We start from the raw sequence: 18,680 nt of genomic DNA, 5'->3' as shown, positions 1-18,680 counted from the left end.
TTATTCATGGTTAACATCTTCGCTTTCGGCCAAAGATGTGTAATAAGTAATCGCTGCTCTAATTTCTCCGAAAGAATAGTCCTCTCCAAGCTTCTGTTTTATCGGCGTTAATGATAAGTTGTCGCCTGCATCTTTTATTACCGACAAAATGCGAGGAAGCTTATGCGGGGGCACAAGATCCTCAATTTTTACTTCACCCGTTCGAAGAAATGACGTAAGGTGACTTTCTATTGTGCCAAATGCAAAGCCGCGCTCCTTCGATATTTCAGCCACTGACTTGCCATGCTTATACATTTCAAGTGTAATCTTGTAGGTGTCGCCTTTCTTTGGTTTTGCCGTAACAATCTTCTCTTCTTCTGTTTGCGGGGCAATGGTCACAACATTTTTCCTTTGCTCTTCTACAATTGCCAGCAAAGCATCCGGTTGCATCCCTTTCGCCAAACCCGATGTTACCTGGAACGATTGTTCAACCTGTTGCTGCTTTCTTAAAAAAACTAGTTGTATATTTTTCAAGATGCCTACATATTTTCCGGTGCGCTTTTTCACACGCACTACGTCAATATGTTTTTGCATCGGGTCGATCAATTCTTCTTTCAGTGCATTTTTAAAATAGTTTGCAGCTGCTTCCATCCTTGCATTCAATTGCACATAGTTATCAGTCTCTGCGGTTTCAACCAGTCGTTCAAGTTGAAACAAAAATTTTTGAGCTGTTTCTTTTTGCTTCCATGCGTTTTGAAGGAGTTGTTCCGAAAGCTTTATGGCGTCTTCTTTCTCTGGAATTTGACGGTCCGCATTTTCCTCGCAAAGATTCTCTAATTGCGACACGATCTTTTCCCAGTCAAAAGAAATAAGCAGCGATTTTGCAATGAAAACTTTCTGCGCTTCTTCGAGATAATCTTTTAAGTCCTCTGCCTTGGGTGCGGTTTGTGCAAAACCAATCACTCTCACATCTGTACTGATGGCATGCGGTTGAATGCGTGAAAACAAAACAAGCCCTTCGAGGTTTGTAAGGCGGCTCAGTGCTACATACACCTGGCCGGGTGCGAAGGATGCGCCCGCATCTATGATCGCTTTGTTGAAAGTCAGGCCCTGGCTTTTGTGTATCGTGATGGCCCATGCAAGGCGAATGGGAAACTGCTCAAACACGCCAAGCTCTTCTTCGTCAACAGTATCTTTCTCTTTATTGTAAACAAACTTTACATTCTTCCACTGCTCTCTTTCTACTTCGAGTTCGCCTTCATCATTAGGAAATTCAATAACAATTTTATCCTCTTTGAACGCCTTTATCGTTCCTATTTTTCCATTGTAAAATTTCCTTGTCTCGCCCTTATCGTTTTTAATAAACATGATCTGGGCACCAACTTTCACATTCAATGTTTTCTCTGCCGGAAAAGCTTTCTCTCCAAAATCGCCACTAATCTTTGCATCGAAGGATTGTGATTTCCCGGGCAGCTTTTCCAGCTCACTGTAATTGATGGAATCCGACTGCGCATTGTGTGAAGTGAGCGTAATAAAATTCTCTTCCTTCGCCGGCCTGTAGCCCGGTTTGTAAAATTGATGAAGCGTATCAAGATCTGCAGCCGTCGCAACATTGTTTCGAATGTTATTCAAAATGTTGATAAACAGCAGGTCGCTTTGCCTGTAAATCTTATTCAGCTCGATATATAAGGTTGATGTTTGCTGCATCACCTGTGCATCAAAAAAGAAAGGACTTTTGTAGTGCTGTTTCAATATATCCCACTCCTCATTTCTCACAACTGGTGGCAACTGATACAAATCTCCGATGTACAATATCTGAACCCCACCAAATGGTTCCAGGAGTCGTTTCCTGAAATGTCTTAAAATTGCATCCACCGCATCCAGCATATCTGCACGCACCATGCTGACTTCATCAATCACCAATAGCTCAAGCTCTTTGATCAGTTCGCGACGATCATAATTAAACCGAACGTTTCGAAGCAATGTATGTGCATTGGTAGTGCCGCTGTTCAAATCATTCCATCCAACATGTTGCGTTGGTAAAAAAGGAACAAAAGGCAGCTGAAAAAAAGAGTGCATGGTTACCCCGCCTGCATTGATCGCCGCAACTCCAGTAGGCGCAACAACCGCCATCTTTTTAAAGGTGTTTTCCTTAATGTATTTTAAGAAAGTTGTTTTGCCGGTTCCTGCTTTTCCTGTCAGAAAAATATGCTTGTTTGTATGATTTACAAACTTTACGGCCATCTGAAAACTCTCATTGGTAGAATCGAACATCATTGTGTGTGCAAAGTACTAAAATGAACAATAGAAGGTGTAAATGATGCCGGGTTAGAACGGGTGTACAAGGTAATTTTTTTTCGGAAGAATTAATTACCTTGAACAAAATTAGCCTGGAAAATGCATAAGAAATTCCTGACCTTATTCTTGCTACTTGCAACAACTATCCTATCATTTGCTCAATCAATTGAAGAACATAATATACTTAAAACTCCCACTGGCGAGCTAAGCGGCTCATTAATTGCCCCGCAGGGTGTTATGAAATTTCCGCTTGTTATTTTATTGCCCGGTTCGGGACCAACCGACAGAAACGGCAACAACGCAATGGGCGTAAGCGCAAATAGCTACAGACTGCTGGCAGAGGCACTTGCGAAACAAAAAATTGCTACGTTGCTTATTGATAAACGTGGCATCTCGGCAAGTGCCAAGGCGTTGAAACAAGAAGATAGCATTCTTTTTGAAGACTACGTAAGCGACGCAGTGGAATGGAAAAAATTTATCGAAACAGATCCGCGCATCACCAAAGTGTATATGGCGGGGCACAGTGAAGGTTCGCTGATCGCAATGCTCGCTGCGGAAAAAACGAAGGTGGCCGGATATATTTCCATTTCCGGCCCGGCGAAAAGCATTGATAAAATAGTTGTTGGCCAATTGCAAAAGCAAGCGCCGTTCATGGCTCCCGTGGCCGATTCTATGTTTAACCGCATCAGGAATAATCAGCCGCTGGATAGCATTCCCGGCCCAATGCATGCCCTTCTCAGAAAAAGCATTCAACCATACATGGCATCGTGGATGAAATACACGCCATGTACGGAAATCGCAAAACTTACTGTGCCCGTGCTAATATTACAGGGTTCTACAGATATACAGGTTGATGCAGCGGAAGCAACTGCATTAAAAGAATGCCAGCCGAAAGCAGAGCTGCACATCATACAAGGCATGAATCATATTTTGAAAAACAGCAGTTCGGTAATGTCTGAAAATATTGCTACTTACAAAAAACCAGAGCTACCCGTGAATCAAGAGCTGGTAGTTATTATTGTGAATTTTGTAGGGAAGAAATGAGAGAAAGAACATTGATTTTCATGATTGTCATGATTTGGTATGATTTTTCTTGGGGCTCTTAAGTTGACCTCGTCGCGCAGCTTCCAACAATAGATTTGAGATTTCGGATTAGATAAAACAAAAAATAGTTCTTCTATTAACAAATGAATTTCCTTGCACACGCATATTTGTCTTTCAATGAACCTGAAATATTAGTGGGCAATATGATCAGTGATTTTGTGAAAGGAAAGAAAAAACTTGACTATCCGGAGGGCATTCAAAACGGCATACAGATACACCGAAACATTGACGAATTTACAGATACGCATGAAGCCACGAAAAGGGCAATGACCGTTTACAAACCGGCTTATCGCTTGTACAGCGCAGCTTTCGTGGATGTCTCTTTTGATTATTTTCTCGCAAATGATAAAAGTATTTTCAGCGATGCATCGTTGTTCGATTTCAGCCAATCTGTATATGCAACCTTAGATCGCTACATCGATCAATTGCCCGGGCCATTCAAAATGATGTTTCCTTACATGCAATCAAACAACTGGTTGTATAACTACCGCACGAAATATGGAATGGAAAGAAGTTTCGGAGGCATTGTAAGGCGCTCCCGATATCTGGAAGAAAGCGATACTGCTTTCCAAATCTTCAACGACAATATTCCTTATTTGCAGGAATGCTACGATGCATTTTTTCCTCAACTTGTGAGCTACGCAAAGACATTAGTCAAATGACTGAATAACTGAATGACTGAATAACCGAGAGCTTCAGTGTAACAGGCATCCTAAACTCTAAACATTCAGTTATTCAGTCATTCAGTTATTCAGTTATTGTATATTCGTAACTAAACATCTCCCTCCATGTGTGGCATTGCCGGTATTGTTACAACAAATACATCTTTTATTGCTGAGCAGCATTTGTTGCAAATGACAAATGCGCTGCAGCATCGCGGGCCGGAAAAGGAAAGGCTTTGGATTAATGAGGATAAAACGGTTGGCTTCGGCCATCGACGTCTTTGCATTATCGATCTTTCAGAAGCCGGTGCGCAGCCAATGCATTATCTCAATCGCTACACAATTGTTTACAATGGAGAAATCTATAATTACATAGAAATAAAAGAAACTCTTCAAAAGCAGGGCTACTCATTTGTTTCGCATTCCGATACAGAAGTGATCCTGGCGGCCTATGATTGCTGGAAGGAAAAATGCCTGCAACAATTTGATGGCATGTTTGCTTTTGCCATCTGGGACAATGTCGAAAAAAAATTGTTTGCCGCAAGGGATAGGTTTGGGGAAAAACCGTTCTTCTACCACTTTGATCAGAGCAATAATTTTCTCTTTGCATCAGAAATGAAAGCCTTGTGGGCTGTGGGTATTGAAAAAGAAATGAGCAACTCCATGTTGCTCAATTATATCAGTTTGGGCTGGGTGCAAAATCCTGTCGACAACATGGAAACCTTTTACAGTGGCATCTTCCAGCTGCCGCATGCTTCTTATCTTATTTTTTCTCTTTACGAAAATGATCTGTCGATAGTCCGATATTGGGATATTGATAAAGAAAAGAAAATCGACATCTCTGCCGAGAATGCTATCGAGCAACTCGCTCAACTGTTTACTACTTCCATAAAAAGAAGATTGCGCAGCGATGTTTCCGTTGGCACCTCATTGAGTGGAGGATTGGATAGTTCCTCTGTTGTTGCGACTATTAAAAAAATATCTGAAGGTGCTGATCTCTCATGTTTTTCAGCCATCTTCCCAAATTTCGAGAAAGACGAATCGAAATATATTGCCGATGTAAGGGAGAAATTCAATCTCAAAAGTTTTACAACCACGCCTACCGCCGAAGGATTTATAAATGATTTTGAAAAGCTCTGTTACCACCAGGAAGAGCCTTTTGGTTCGTCAAGCATTTACGCGCAGTTTAAAGTTTTTGAACTGGCAAAACAAAATGACGTAACGGTGCTACTCGATGGACAAGGAGCAGATGAAACGCTCGCGGGTTACAGCAAATACATTCATTGGTTTTTGCAGGAGCTTCTTACCAGCAAGTTTCATGTGTTTCAGCAGCAAAAGAAAATGCTTGTACAAAATAATGTTTCTTTTGACTGGGGATTGAAAAACTATGTCGCGGCGTTGCTTCCTGCTCAGGCGGCATCGCAACTTCAAAAGAAATCAATATCGTCGCTGCTCAACAATCGCGATATAAAAAGAGATTTTGTTGAAGCATTTCTTGACAGAGAAACGATGTACAAACCTATCGTTACCAAATTGAACGACATGCTGTATTTCAACACCATGCAATTCGGTTTGCAAGAGTTACTTCGCTATGCAGATCGCAATTCCATGGCCCACAGCCGCGAAGTTAGGTTGCCTTTTTTATCTCACGAGTTAGTTGAATTCATTTTCTCGTTACCTGCGGAACTCAAGATCAACAACGGTTTTACAAAAAACATTTTGCGACAAACGATGCAAGACTCATTGCCCTCATCGATCGTTTGGAGAAAGGATAAAGTGGGCTTTGAGCCACCTCAAAAAAAATGGATGGAGCAAAAGCAAGTACAGGATTATATTATGCATGCAAAAGAGAAATTGGTTGCGAAAAAAATCCTGAATGAAAATGTTTTAAATAAACCTGTGAAAGCAAAGGGATCTACAGAAGGCGGGAACAATGACTTCTATTACTTGGTGGCAAGCAAGATGCTTTGAGGGGCAAGACCTGACAGGTTTTAAAAATCCTGTCAGGTCTGGGCATTCTTTGCGCCTCATCATTTTCAATTTTCAACTTTCAATTTTCAATTTCTTTACATTTGACATCTAAAAAAATAATCATTCAATGAAACTTGCCACAAAATATATACATGCGGGATCACATCCGGACCCTTCTACTGGGGCAATCATGACGCCTATTTATCAAACGTCCACCTATGCACAGGAAGCACCGGGCAAACACAAAGGCTATGAATATGCACGCTCACAAAACCCAACCCGTACCGCTTTGGAAGAAGCTTTGGCTGCTATAGAAAACGGTAAACATGCATTAAGCTTCAGCAGTGGCGTTGCTGCAACAGATGCGGTTATCAAATTACTGGAACCGGGTGATGAAGTAATTGCGGGCAGCGATATGTATGGCGGAACTTACCGTTTGTTTACAAAGATTTTCGAAAAATTCGGCATTAAGTTTCACTATGTGAATATGCAGGATGCAAACAATATCAAACCTTTCATTAACGATAAAACAAAACTCATCTGGACGGAAACGCCAACGAATCCATTGATGAACATTTCGGATATTGCAGCAATTGCGGCGCTGGCAAGGCCCAACAAAATTTTGGTTTGCGTAGACAACACTTTTGCTTCCCCATATTTGCAAAACCCATTGGATCTTGGTGCAGATATCGTTATGCATTCAGGCACCAAATATTTAGGAGGCCACAGCGACGTTATTCATGGCTGCCTGATGATGAACGATGACTCATTGAGAGAGAAATTATATTTCATTCAAAAAAGTTGCGGCGCCGTTCCCGGACCGCAGGACTGCTTTCTTGTTTTGCGCGGCATCAAAACATTGCACCTGCGCATGCAGCGTCATTGCGAGAATGGAGCTAAAGTCGCTCATTTCCTTCGCAGCCATCCCAAGGTGGGAAAGGTTTACTGGTGCGGCTTTGAAGACCATCCGGGTTATGCAGTGGCGAAAAAACAAATGCGTGATTTTGGTGGCATGTTGAGCTTTACATTAAAAGATGAAAGCGCAGAAGCAGCTTTCAAAGTATTGTCTTCCACAAAAATATTTTCACTCGCAGAAAGTCTCGGTGGCGTTGAGTCATTGATCAATCACCCCGCTACGATGACACACGCTTCCATTCCAAGAGAGGAGCGTTTGAAAAATGGACTTTCAGATTCACTGATCCGTTTGAGCGTTGGTATTGAAGATGCTGATGATTTGATCGACGATTTGAATCAAGCCATCGGATAGTTTTTCCTAAGACTTTATTTAAAAGAGTTATAGAACCACGAGACTTCTATAACTCTTTTTTTATCGAACCATAAAAGCAGAAGCGATCGTTTCTCCGGTTTTCACAGCAGTGCATTTCAGGTAATACATTCCATGCGCTACATTTAAATTGCGCAAGGTTATGCTGGTTTGCCCTCCGGCAATATTTCTTCTTTCATTATCGATCACTTCACCTTCCACGTTATAGACCGTTACAACAACGGGCTGATCTGCTTTGGAATGAATCTTAAATTTCAACTCACCATTTGTATCCAGTACTTCAGAAACCAAAAATGCATTTGACCGGTTCACAATTAATGACACGGGAGAGTAATCGACGTATCCACTTGTATACTCTACTTTGAGACGATAGAAATTATTTCCCGCTTCGGGTTGTTTGTCGGAATAAGTGTATGAATCGAGCCCGGCACCACAAGTGTAAATAGGAGAGAAATGTATTCCATCGTCGCTTCGTTGCACGCAGAACAATTTCACGCGTTCGTCTTTGCTGTTTTTCCAGGTTACCTGTACATCATTATTTTCTTGTTTTGCCCTGAAAATGAATTGAGGCAATGGCAATACTTCTTCGAAAATATTTTTCTGTATCACCTGGTTAAAAATAACCTGATTACCTGCGGCATTCAAATGTGTGTGATCACCGGAATCATACTGTGGCAAAATTGAACTGTCAGCAGGATTAACCAAAACACTCCAGAAATCAATCGCATAGTTGCCGAATTCCATAAGCACACTGTCTTTGATCTCGGCCATTCTTTTTCTTACTGTAGTGTTTGCGTAAGTAGCACTCCCTCTTGGCTGCGTGGTGGTGATGTAACATTTTGCCCCGGAATTTACAATCGAATCGCGAATTGTGCGCAGGCAAAACATGGCATCCTGAACGCTATAGGTATCATAGCCATTACTAGGATAACTTACAATTACTGCATAAACCAGCGGCTGAAAGGAAAGCATTTTTGTTACATTAACATTTGGATCAGGCAACGGACCTCCGGCAAGCGGCGCATAAGAGGAGGGCATGCCGGTAAACGGAGTCGCGCCAAACTTTGCCAGCTGTTGAATTTTAGTATCCCATCGTCCGGGCCTGTCATAATAATTGTCTAAAAGATTTACCCAACAGTCGGTGTATGATACTCCATAACATGCAGCAGTAGATGAACCCTGTATGCCCAACCATCTTGTTTGAACCTGGGCAAATGACGATACGGCAAGCAGCCACAAAGCTGCAGTGATAACTAGTTTCATTATTCTGGATTTAGGGGGATAAGAGTACGAAAACAGTCTTTTTTAAAGATATACCCTCCTTTCGGTATTTTGTAATTGTTTAATGATTAAGATGGCTACATATATACCTCTTCTCGCTCTTTCAGGTATCACAGCTGACTTTTACCGAACAGTTTTAAAAAATTGCTGTTACTACTTGTACCACATCAAAATTTCGGTAATGAACTATCCCTTGGTAAAAACAATTCGTGAATCAGTAAAGTATTGGTGGCTTAGTTTAGTGCTTGGAGTCTTTTATATTTTGCTTGCACTATGGGTATTCTCCACTCCTCTTGCAAGTTATCTTGCCTTGAGCGTGATCTTCAGTTTGTTCATGCTGGTGTCCGGTTTAATGGAAATTATTTTTGCAGTGTCCAATCGTAAACACCTCGACGGCTGGGGATGGTTTCTTACTGCCGGAATTCTTGATTTTGCATTTGGTTTTCTGCTGATGAGTTATCCTGGATTATCAATGGCAATACTGCCGCTGTTTGTAGCATTCTGGCTCATGTTCAAAGGCATCTCTGCTATCGCCACTTCTTTAGATTTAAAATCTTACGGAGTGAAGCAATGGGGCTGGATCCTGCTTCTCGGAATAGTTGTAGTTTTGTTTTCGTTCTTAATAATAGCCAGGCCGGTGATTGGTGGCCTGAGTATTGTATATACTACTGGTGTATGTTTGTTGTTCGCAGGAATATTTCGAATAGCTCTTTCACTAAAGCTCAAAAGTTTACACGATCTAATTAGCAAGAGGAAATAGATATCAAGCTATTTTGCCGCTAAAAAAATTTGAGAGTTCGTGCAACACTTTTCGTTTTAATATTGTTATTATGTAGAAATATTTACCGCGATGGGAAATATTTTGTACAGACGACAAGCGACAAGTTCTTAATTTCTTATTCTGCTTTTTTGTGGTTTTAATATTTTAACAAGGCAATCCGGTATTTTAAGCAGACTTATCCACAATTTTTAGTTTTTGGCACAATTTCTGAAATGATATTGTCAGAAAGGGATAAGAATCAAAATCGGATCCCAAACAAAAAGAGAAATTATATAAATCAATATATATCAACTAATTAAAGATTTTCTACGGTTTAGGGTTTAGGGGTTAAAGAAGGGGGTAGTCTTGCCCCCTTTATCTTTTTTATAAGGTGAAGGAAAAAAATTACAGTTCTCAGTTAAATTTCCTCAGAAAAATTTTCTCTCTTTTCTACTTTACAACTTCTATTTTCAATTTCAAAAACTCGTTGTATAATGAACGATAGTTTTTCTACCAGTGTTATTATCCATGCTGACAGAAAATTTATCTGGCAAACACTGACAGATCCGCAACTAATGACTAAGTGGCTGGGTGAGCCTGACATGCAACTCGAAGTTCAGTGTAACTGGGTGTTAAACGAACCAATTATTATTCGCGGTTTCAACCACATAAAATTTGAAAATAAAGGAGTTGTTTTACAATTCCACACAAACAGTAGACTGACGTATAGTCACCTCAGCTCCATCTCACTGCTTGCTGATAAACATGAGAACTATTCAATACTTGATTTCATCTTACTCAATGCAACCGATGGCACGGAATTACAACTCTACATCACAAATTTTCCTACAGAAGTAATTCGTAAGCATCTGGAATCTTACTGGAGAGCAACGGTTGGGAAGATCAAGAAAATGGCCGAAGAACTTACAAGCAAAGGATTTGCAAAAAGCAATAGTTAATGGCCTAAACGAAAAACGTTTCCTTCAATTAAGAAGAAAACGCAAAAAATATATTTTAACCCAAACATTTAATGCAGGTAATTCTTTGACAAAAGCAATTGGATATTTTCCAAGTGTGCATCTGTTAAACCGATGTAAGGACTTGTTTGTATCAAATTTTCCTTTAAAAAGCCGGGCAGCTCATTTAAAGATTTATCATCATCAATAATGATAAATTCTTCACTTAATGGATTCAAATTTACCCAATTTACTATTTCCTCTTTTCTGCTAAGGTTGTTTATGTTTTCAGGAAGAGCCTTCAGGTTAAAAACACCAATCCCTCTTTTACTAAAAATATCTTTCCATTCCTGAATAGTATAGTTCGCCTTGTGAGAGGTTGTAAGCACGACAGTTACATTCCCAGAAACTAGATTTCTGAGTGCATCGGTAGCCTTGCTACTAAAAGCAGGGAAGCCATCGTTTAAAATCTCCGGAGCTTTCCAACCTTTCGCGGGAACCATTACACCATCTATGTCCAAGAATATTAACATGCTATAAAACTACAATTTATTTGAGCATTTCAAGCAGCGCGTCCATTCCAATGTTGTTATACAGGGCATCATGCTCATTAAGGATGTTAACTTTAGCGCGTGTATCCCAGTCATTTTCATCAAAAGTTATTGATTTCCAGAAAACTGTTTTAGTCGCGGATGTTTTAAATGAAGGATCAATGTCTAGCGGATAGTCTGCTATTAAAGAAGCCAAATATCGATGATGCCCGTCACAAATAACATCATCATCAACTTTAATATTTGGGAATTTAATTCCAGCTCTCATCTTTCGATAAATTCTTTCGACGATTGGAACACACAATTTTTCTTGCGTACACCTCAATTCGATTTCACTTGCTTCGATAAAGTCTAGCAGAAAATCCTTGCTAATTTGCTTCAACAGATACGGTTTCCCACAAAGACATTGCAGGTTACAATTAGGTTGCTTTCTAGTCTATTAATGCAGCAACAACTCACAAGGTTTCAAACCAGTGTGTTTTTTAAATGCAGTGGAGAAGTGTGAAATAGAAGAATAGCCAAGCATCAATGAAACTTCTGTTACGCTAAGGCCTTTTTCGTACAGCAGATATTTTGCGTGCTCCATTCTCTGGCTTTGATAAAAGTCGAAAATGGTGGTGCTGTACATTTCTTTGAACCCTTTCTTCAGGTAGCATTCATTCATGGCTACTTTGCGACTCAATTCCTTGATGGTAATTGGCTCGCCAATATGCTGAATAAGAATTTCGCGTGCTTTGGAGATTTTTTCGCGGTCCGCTTCGTTTGCAAGGAATTTGCAGCTGAAAACCATCTCTTCTTTTTCACCAATCATACATTCAAGGCTATACAGCAGCAACATTTGCGACTGCGCATTGATGTAAATATTTTCCATGCTGTCGGAATAGCTATGGTTAAGCATAGCCTCCAGCACAAGTCTTGTACGGCTGCACAAGGTCATTGTTTTGGAGAAAGAAGATTTGTGTCGGAACTGCAACACATCGTCGCCGGTATTAGTCTGCTTGATTCCCTTTACGAACTGTGACAAGTGAGAGGGAGAGAAAGTAAGTTTGAAAACATCTACCGTTTCGTCTCTGTCAGAGCAATTTCTTGCATTCAGCTTGCATTGGTCGCACTCAGTTTCCTTGTGCTTGCAATACATATTGCCGCTAATGCAAAAGCGCAGTTCAAGGTAATTCTGCCTCGGATCTGTTTTCTCGTAGTGATATACGAGCATTCCCATATCATCTACGTTCCACTGTGAGAACCTGCGATAACGTTGAATGGAATATTGCACCGAACCTGGTATTTGCTGCTCTTTTGCATGCAAAACATGCATTTCCTCCTGCATGACAGGAGTTTTTTGAGCGAGCGTAAAAATATCAAGCGGTTGATGCATAATGGAAGCAAAAATATGTTGTTAAAATTTGTAAACCTAATTCATGTTAAAACATTGTTGTAAGGGAATTGTCATTTTTTTGTCGTGAAACGTGAAACGTCAATCGTGAAAGAGGTTTCGTGAAACATGAAACGTCGATCGCGAATGGGATCTCCAAAAGTTTAAGCTTTGTGCTTTTATTGAAATTAGCCTCTGTGTAGCGAGCCAGATTCACGTTTCACGATTCACGTTTCACGCCATCCACATTTTTCTCACAATTGCTTAAAAAAGAACAGAATTTGATGTGTTTTAAACGCCCTTTAGGCCTTATTTTCCGTACATTTGCAGATAGCGTTTTTAATTGTTCACAGACACGATTATTAAATAAATATGAGCGTTGAAACAAATGAAGTAATACCGGTTGCTAGCAACGGTTATGGTGCAGATAGTATTCAGGTTTTAGAAGGTTTGGAAGCAGTGCGTAAAAGGCCTGCGATGTATATCGGAGACATTGGCGTTAAAGGTTTACACCACCTTGTGTATGAAGTAGTAGATAACTCGATTGATGAGGCGCTTGCAGGGTATTGTAAAAATATCGTTGTAACCATTCATGAGGACAATTCTATCAGCGTTCAGGATGATGGCCGTGGTATTCCTACCGGCATCAACAAAAAAGAAGGCCGCAGTGCATTGGAGCTTGTAATGACAGTACTGCACGCCGGCGGTAAGTTCGATAAAAATACCTATAAAGTTTCCGGCGGTTTGCACGGTGTGGGTGTAAGTTGCGTGAATGCACTTAGTACCAAACTGCTTGTAACCGTTCAGAACGAAGGAAAAATATTTGAACAGGAATATCATATCGGCGTTCCACAATACGCAGTGCGTGAAATTGGCACATCTGATAAAACCGGTACACGCGTTCACTTCTGGCCAGATACAAGCATTTTTACCGTTAGTGTTTATAATAAAGACATTCTCGAAGGAAGATTGCGTGAGTTGGCTTACCTGAATCGTAAGATCAATATCGTTCTCATTGACAATAGAGAGAAAGATGAAGATGGAAATATTTACACAAAAACATTCTACAGCGAAGGCGGTATCGTAGAGTTCGTTGAAATGCTTGACCAAAGCGCTAAACGTACTCCACTTATTGCTAAAACCTTATTTGTAGAAGGTCACGACGAAACAACCAATGTTGCTGTGGAAGTAGCGATGAGCTACAATGATGATTTTAAAGAACACATTTTCAGCTATGTAAACAACATCAATACAATTGAAGGCGGTACACACGTAACTGGTTTCCGCCGTGCATTGACGCGTGTTTTCAAGGCTTATGGTGATAAAGAAGGTTTGTTTGAAAAGGCAAAAGTTGAGGTAGAAGGCGATGACTTCCGTGAAGGTTTGAGCGCCATCATTTCAGTGAAAGTTCCCGAGCCTCAGTTTGAAGGACAAACGAAAACAAAATTGGGTAACAGTGATGTGAGTGGTGTGGTAGATAGTACCGTTGCCCGCGTATTGAACGCTTACCTTGAGGAAAATCCACGCGAAGCAAAGAACGTAATTCAAAAAGTGGTATTGGCCGCCCAGGCGCGCGTGGCTGCAAAAAAAGCACGTGAGCTTGTACAGCGTAAAACGGTTTTGAGTGGTGGCGGTTTGCCGGGTAAACTGGCTGACTGTTCTGAAAGAGATCCTGAAAGATGCGAGTTATACCTTGTCGAAGGGGACTCGGCTGGTGGTACGGCTAAGCAAGGTCGCGACAGAAGCTTCCAGGCTATTTTGCCTCTTCGTGGTAAGATCCTGAACGTTGAAAAAGCTATGGAGCATAAGATCTACGAAAATGAGGAGATCCGCAACATGTACACTGCATTGGGTGTAACGGTTGGTACGCCTGAAGATCCTAAGGCTTTGAATCTCGCAAAACTGCGTTATCACAAGCTGATCATCATGACGGATGCCGACGTGGATGGAAGCCACATCGCAACGTTGATTCTTACTTTCGTTTACCGTTACATGAAAGAAATGGTTGAGCAGGGATATGTTTACATCGCACAACCACCATTGTACCTTGTGAAAAAAGGTAAGGACCAGGCTTACGCGTGGAACGATGAGCAACGTAAAGCTTTGGTTGAAAGACTTGCGGGCGGTAAAGAAGATAGCGTAAACATTCAGCGATATAAAGGTTTGGGTGAGATGAACGCAGAGCAGTTATGGGAAACAACGATGAATCCTGATAGCCGCACGCTTAAATTGGTTACCATTGAAAGCGCCGCAGAAGCGGATCGCGTGTTCAGCATGTTAATGGGTGATGAAGTAGCTCCAAGAAGAGAATTCATCGAATCTCATGCAAAATATGCAAAAATTGATGCATAGTATATTGATTTTCAACCCCAAAAATGCAAACTTGATAATTTGACAGTTCATTTTAAGGGCGGGTTGAAATATTTTATATCTTGTAACTAATTAATTGTGATTATTTTATTTTTCTAACGATTCAAAAACCATCAAAAATTATACGACATGGCAGACATTAAATTAACAGCATACAACGTAAAAACTAAGGAAAAAGGCGTAGAAATTAAAGAAGCAGTTATCACTAAAACTGCACGTGGAGGCTACATGGCACAAGGTAATGACGGCAAAGGCAACAAGTTGACTACTATGCTTAGCGAAGCAAATGCTTTAGCTGCTATTAAAGCAGGTATTGCAAAACAAGGCTGGTAATTTTCTACTTAAAATCATTTAAAGCCTTCTTCGCTTGAGAAGAGGGCTTTTTTTATTCCCCCTATACACATGAAACCCGCTTCGGCCAGTGACAAAGAGCATTTCGTAAATATTTTATCGAACGCATTCGAAAGCAATCGAAGTGTAAATGAAGTAGTACTTCAGGATGCGCGCAGATTGGATCGCATTAGAGTGTTGATGGATTATTCTTTTGAAATAGCTTTCGAAAAAAATGGTGCCTGGCGAAGTGATGATGGCGATGCGGTTTTGCTCGGCTATTACCCTATCGCAGACAAAACAACGCTTAAAGATTTCTGGCAAATGGGCAAGCTCGCATTCAAAGCGGTTGGCATTTCAAGGGTGCATCATATCAGGAAGAGAGAAAAATACATACACAAGCACCATCCTAAAACGCCGCATTTCTACCTGTGGTTCCTGGGTGTTGATCCTTCTTGCCAGGGACAAGGAAAGGGCGGTTTATTGCTAAACGATTTACAGGCCCATTGCGGGCAAGAAGGTCTGCCCATTATTCTTGAAACGTCTACTCCGGCAAACCTGCCTTTTTATCAAAAGCACGGATTTACTATTTATCACGAATGGCTGGTGAGAGAAGATTATACTGTTTGGTTCCTGAAGTGGTCTAATTTGTAAATGCGATTCCCCTTTTGCTATCGGAATCCTTGACATATTAATGCCCTACGGGCAATGAGGACCTATGATTTGATTTCTATTGATATTGTTTCCCTACGGGAAACTCTGCAACTGCCCGTAGGGCATTAATATCAATAGAGCAGGAAACAATAAGTTCAACATTGTCCGTAGGACATTAACCTGGCAAAACATGCATTTGCCTAAGCGAAATATCAGCGTCTATTCTTTTTCTCCGTAGTATGCTTTGCGCATAATTTCCTCCATGTCTTTCACAAGTGGCAATCTTGGATTTGCCGGCGTACACTGGTCTTCAAACGCATTTAATGCAAGTCGGTTTAAATTGGCCAGCCATTTAGTTTCATCAACACCTTGTTCTTTAAAATTCATTTTAATGCCTAATCTCACGCCCAGATCATAAACAGCTTTTGCATATACCTGAGGGCCGTCTTTGGGCCCTTTTGCAGGTAGTCCAAGCGCCTGGCAAATTTCAAAGTATTTCTGATCTGCTTTGTACGTTGTGTATTTAGGCCAAACGGAAAGTTTGCCCGGCACTTCGCCATTGTACCGGATAACATAAGGCAACAAGATCGCATTGGTGCGTCCATGTGGCGTATGGAACATGCCGCCTATTTTATGCGCCATACTATGGGAAATGCCCAACATAGCATTCGCAAAAGCCATCCCGGCAATGGTAGACGCGTTGTGCATTTTATCCCTTGCTTCGTCGTCGTTTTTAACATCAACGTATGTTCTTTCGAGATACTTAAACACCATTTTGATTGCCTGTAAAGCAAGACCATCGGTATAGTCGTTTGCAACGACGGAAACATAAGCCTCGGTCGCATGTGTAAGCACATCCATTCCTGTGTCTGCAATTACATGCGCAGGAACTGTCTTGGTAAGCTCGGAGTCGATGATGGCTACAGTTGGCGTAAATGCATAGTCCGCCAAAGGATATTTTTTGTTTACAGAGTGGTCGGTTATCACCGCAAACGGAGTCACTTCGGAACCTGTTCCGGAAGTAGTGGGAATGCAGATCATTTTTGCTTTTTTACCCAAAGTCGGGATCTTGACTGCACGTTTACGGATGTCTAAGAATTTCTGTTTTACATCGTCGAAAGAAATTTGAGGTTGCTCGTACATCAGCCACATTACTTTAGCAGCGTCCATTACTGATCCACCTCCTATCGCAATAATGTTATCTGGTTTGAATTCCTGCAAAGTTTCAGCACCTGCCCTTGCTGTTTCTATACTTGGGTCAGGCTCTATGTTCGAAAATATCCTTACGTCCACTTTATTGGACCGTCTGTTTAATACGTCGATTATTTTTTGAACAATACCAAGATTCAGCATCATCACGTCAGTTACGATCATCACCTTTTCAAGGCCGGGCATTGATTTCAGATAAAGAATAGAGTTGGGCTCGAAGTAAATTTTTGAAGGCACTTTAAACCATTGCATGTTGTTGTTCCTCCTTCCTATCCTTTTTACGTTAATTAAATTAATGGCACCTACATTTCCTGCAACAGAATTGCGGCCATATGAACCACAGCCGAGTGTAAGTGAAGGCATAAATGAATTGTATACATCGCCAATACCTCCGAATGTAGATGGCGAATTCCATATAACGCGAATGGCTTTTACTGCTTCGCCAAACTCCCTCGCGATGTTTTCATCTTTGGTATGAATGGCTGCTGAGTGACCCAATCCATCGAACTCAACCATTTGCTCAGATAATTTAATACCGGCTTGTGTTGAATATGATTTAATAACTGCGAGTACGGGAGATAACTTTTCGCGTGTCAACGGTTCAGCGATTCCAACTTGTGATACTTCTGCTGCAATAACAACAATATCATCAGGCACTGAAAAGCCCGCCTGTGCGGCAATCCATTGTGGCGATTTACCAACAACATCAGGATTCAATTTAGCGCCTGCACAGTTTGTTCCTTTTGCGGAAACACCAAACATGAATTCTTCCAGTTTTGTTTTTTCTTTTTCCGTTACAAAATATACGTGATGATATTTGAAGGCAGCGATTGCTTCTTCATAAATTTCTTTATCGATAATTGCGGCTTGTTCGGATGCGCATACCATACCCCAGTCAAATGATTTGGAAAGTACGATGTCATACACTGCCTGTTTTACATCCGCAGTTTTTTCAATGTACGCAGGCACATTGCCGGCACCTACGCCGAGCGCTGGCTTGCCGCAAGAGTAAGCGGCACGCACCATTGCGTTACCACCTGTAGCCAGTATTGTCGTGATGGTAGGATGATTCATCAACGCGTTTGTAGCTTCTATGGATGGATGCTCGATCCATTGAATACAATTTGCAGGTGCGCCTGCAGCGACAGCCGCATCGCGAACGACAATCGCTGCAGCCTTAGAGCATTGTTGCGCCGAAGGGTGAAATCCAAAAATAATGGGATTACGTGTTTTAAGCGAAATCAGGGCTTTGAATATTGTTGTGGACGTTGGGTTAGTAACAGGTGTGATGCCGCAAATTACACCAACAGGTTCTGCAATTTCAACGATACCATTCAATTGATCTTCTCCTATAATGCCCGCTGTTTTTACATTCTTAAGTCTGTTGGTTACATTTTCAGCGGCGAACATGTTCTTCGTTGCTTTATCTTCAAAACTTCCACGACCTGTTTCTTCAATAGCGTGCAGGGCAAGTGTACCGTGCTTGTCAATAGCCGCAACAGATGCCTTTGCAACAATATAATCAACCTGTGCCTGGTCCAATTGTAAAAAGGCTTCAAGCGCAATGGCTCCTTTTTTTGCAAGTTCATTTATGTGTGCCACTGCATCGAAAGCAGGAGCTTCAGGTTCCTTAATTAATTGGTTGGAAGTTTTACTTTTACTTGGGATGGGGAGTACGTCCGAAAGGATTTTTTCTGCCATAATAATTAGGTTTTAAATGATTCTGTTGAATACTTTTGAGTATATCCGGTTATGTTTTTCAGAAAAGGATATTTCTTTTTAACAATCATTCAATTCGTTCACTATCGCGGAAGCGAATAAGAAAATTGCAAAAAACTATTTCATATGTTGTGCAAGTAGAATGGGCCCCATCTTATGTTTCTGCAGAAGGTATTAAT

At 41.0% G+C, this 18,680-nt stretch carries 15 protein-coding genes; 9 read left to right on the top strand and 6 right to left on the bottom strand.

The window, feature by feature from the left end:
* Positions 1–2,223 (bottom strand): helix-turn-helix domain-containing protein, encoded by a 2,223-nt coding sequence (locus KTO63_RS12115; RefSeq protein ID WP_232373150.1) that lies wholly within the window; start codon positions 2,221–2,223, stop codon positions 1–3.
* 153 nt (positions 2,224–2,376) lie between these two features.
* Here KTO63_RS12115 and KTO63_RS12110 point away from each other — a divergent pair, with 153 nt between their 5' ends.
* The 4 genes from KTO63_RS12110 to KTO63_RS12095 all read left to right on the top strand — a co-directional run bounded on the left by KTO63_RS12110 (position 2,377) and on the right by KTO63_RS12095 (position 7,281).
* Positions 2,377–3,321, top strand: a complete 945-nt coding sequence (locus tag KTO63_RS12110; RefSeq protein WP_217791552.1) for an alpha/beta hydrolase — start codon at positions 2,377–2,379, stop codon at positions 3,319–3,321.
* 143 nt (positions 3,322–3,464) lie between these two features.
* Positions 3,465–4,043, top strand: coding sequence for an acyl carrier protein phosphodiesterase (locus KTO63_RS12105; protein ID WP_217791551.1), 579 nt, complete (start codon positions 3,465–3,467; stop codon positions 4,041–4,043).
* Positions 4,044–4,169: 126 nt separating this feature from the next.
* On the top strand, positions 4,170–6,014 hold the full coding sequence (gene asnB / locus KTO63_RS12100) for an asparagine synthase (glutamine-hydrolyzing) (protein ID WP_217791550.1): 1,845 nt from the start codon (positions 4,170–4,172) through the stop codon (positions 6,012–6,014).
* A gap of 127 nt (positions 6,015–6,141) precedes the next feature.
* Complete coding sequence (locus KTO63_RS12095) at positions 6,142–7,281, top strand: cystathionine gamma-synthase (RefSeq protein ID WP_217791549.1); 1,140 nt, start codon at positions 6,142–6,144, stop codon at positions 7,279–7,281.
* Positions 7,282–7,341: 60 nt separating this feature from the next.
* On the opposite strand, the gene KTO63_RS12090 is transcribed toward KTO63_RS12095, so the two are convergent.
* Complete coding sequence (locus tag KTO63_RS12090) at positions 7,342–8,562, bottom strand: SGNH/GDSL hydrolase family protein (RefSeq protein ID WP_217791548.1); 1,221 nt, start codon at positions 8,560–8,562, stop codon at positions 7,342–7,344.
* Between the two features lie 199 nt (positions 8,563–8,761).
* Between KTO63_RS12090 and KTO63_RS12085 the strand changes: the two genes are divergently transcribed.
* Together KTO63_RS12085 and KTO63_RS12080 are read left to right on the top strand one after the other, a co-directional pair.
* Complete coding sequence (locus KTO63_RS12085; RefSeq protein ID WP_217791547.1) at positions 8,762–9,340, top strand: HdeD family acid-resistance protein; 579 nt, start codon at positions 8,762–8,764, stop codon at positions 9,338–9,340.
* Between the two features lie 494 nt (positions 9,341–9,834).
* Positions 9,835–10,299 (top strand): SRPBCC family protein, encoded by a 465-nt coding sequence (locus tag KTO63_RS12080; protein ID WP_217791546.1) that lies wholly within the window; start codon positions 9,835–9,837, stop codon positions 10,297–10,299.
* A 68-nt stretch (positions 10,300–10,367) separates the two neighbouring features.
* Here the strand turns inward: KTO63_RS12080 and KTO63_RS12075 are convergent, their stop codons facing one another.
* From KTO63_RS12075 to KTO63_RS12065, 3 genes are read right to left on the bottom strand one after another with little or no spacing between them, the layout of a single operon-like run.
* Entirely contained in the window at positions 10,368–10,829 is a 462-nt protein-coding gene (locus KTO63_RS12075; protein ID WP_217791545.1) for an HAD domain-containing protein, read from the bottom strand.
* Positions 10,830–10,845: 16 nt separating this feature from the next.
* Complete coding sequence (locus tag KTO63_RS12070; protein ID WP_217791544.1) at positions 10,846–11,229, bottom strand: hypothetical protein; 384 nt, start codon at positions 11,227–11,229, stop codon at positions 10,846–10,848.
* 57 nt (positions 11,230–11,286) lie between these two features.
* Entirely contained in the window at positions 11,287–12,222 is a 936-nt protein-coding gene (locus KTO63_RS12065; RefSeq protein ID WP_217791543.1) for a helix-turn-helix domain-containing protein, read from the bottom strand.
* A gap of 369 nt (positions 12,223–12,591) precedes the next feature.
* On the opposite strand from KTO63_RS12065, the gene gyrB reads away from it, so the two are divergent.
* The 3 genes from gyrB (at position 12,592) to KTO63_RS12050 (ending at position 15,573) form a co-directional block, all read left to right on the top strand.
* The gene (gyrB, locus tag KTO63_RS12060) at positions 12,592–14,571 is read left to right on the top strand and encodes a DNA topoisomerase (ATP-hydrolyzing) subunit B (protein ID WP_217791542.1); all 1,980 of its coding nucleotides are present in this window, start codon (positions 12,592–12,594) and stop codon (positions 14,569–14,571) included.
* Between the two features lie 147 nt (positions 14,572–14,718).
* Positions 14,719–14,922 (top strand): hypothetical protein, encoded by a 204-nt coding sequence (locus KTO63_RS12055; RefSeq protein ID WP_217791541.1) that lies wholly within the window; start codon positions 14,719–14,721, stop codon positions 14,920–14,922.
* Between the two features lie 69 nt (positions 14,923–14,991).
* On the top strand, positions 14,992–15,573 hold the full coding sequence (locus KTO63_RS12050) for a GNAT family N-acetyltransferase (RefSeq protein ID WP_217791540.1): 582 nt from the start codon (positions 14,992–14,994) through the stop codon (positions 15,571–15,573).
* 219 nt (positions 15,574–15,792) lie between these two features.
* Here the strand turns inward: KTO63_RS12050 and adhE are convergent, their stop codons facing one another.
* Positions 15,793–18,483 (bottom strand): bifunctional acetaldehyde-CoA/alcohol dehydrogenase, encoded by a 2,691-nt coding sequence (gene adhE, locus KTO63_RS12045; protein WP_217791539.1) that lies wholly within the window; start codon positions 18,481–18,483, stop codon positions 15,793–15,795.
* Between the last annotated feature and the right edge of the window lie 197 nt (positions 18,484–18,680).

Origin of the sequence: Pinibacter aurantiacus, from assembly GCF_019130065.1 — a bacterium.
In the GTDB taxonomy this organism is placed as follows: domain Bacteria; phylum Bacteroidota; class Bacteroidia; order Chitinophagales; family Chitinophagaceae; genus Pinibacter; species Pinibacter aurantiacus.
The sequence above is the reverse complement of the archived record's forward strand: the minus strand, read 5'-3'. Positions and strand labels throughout refer to the sequence as shown.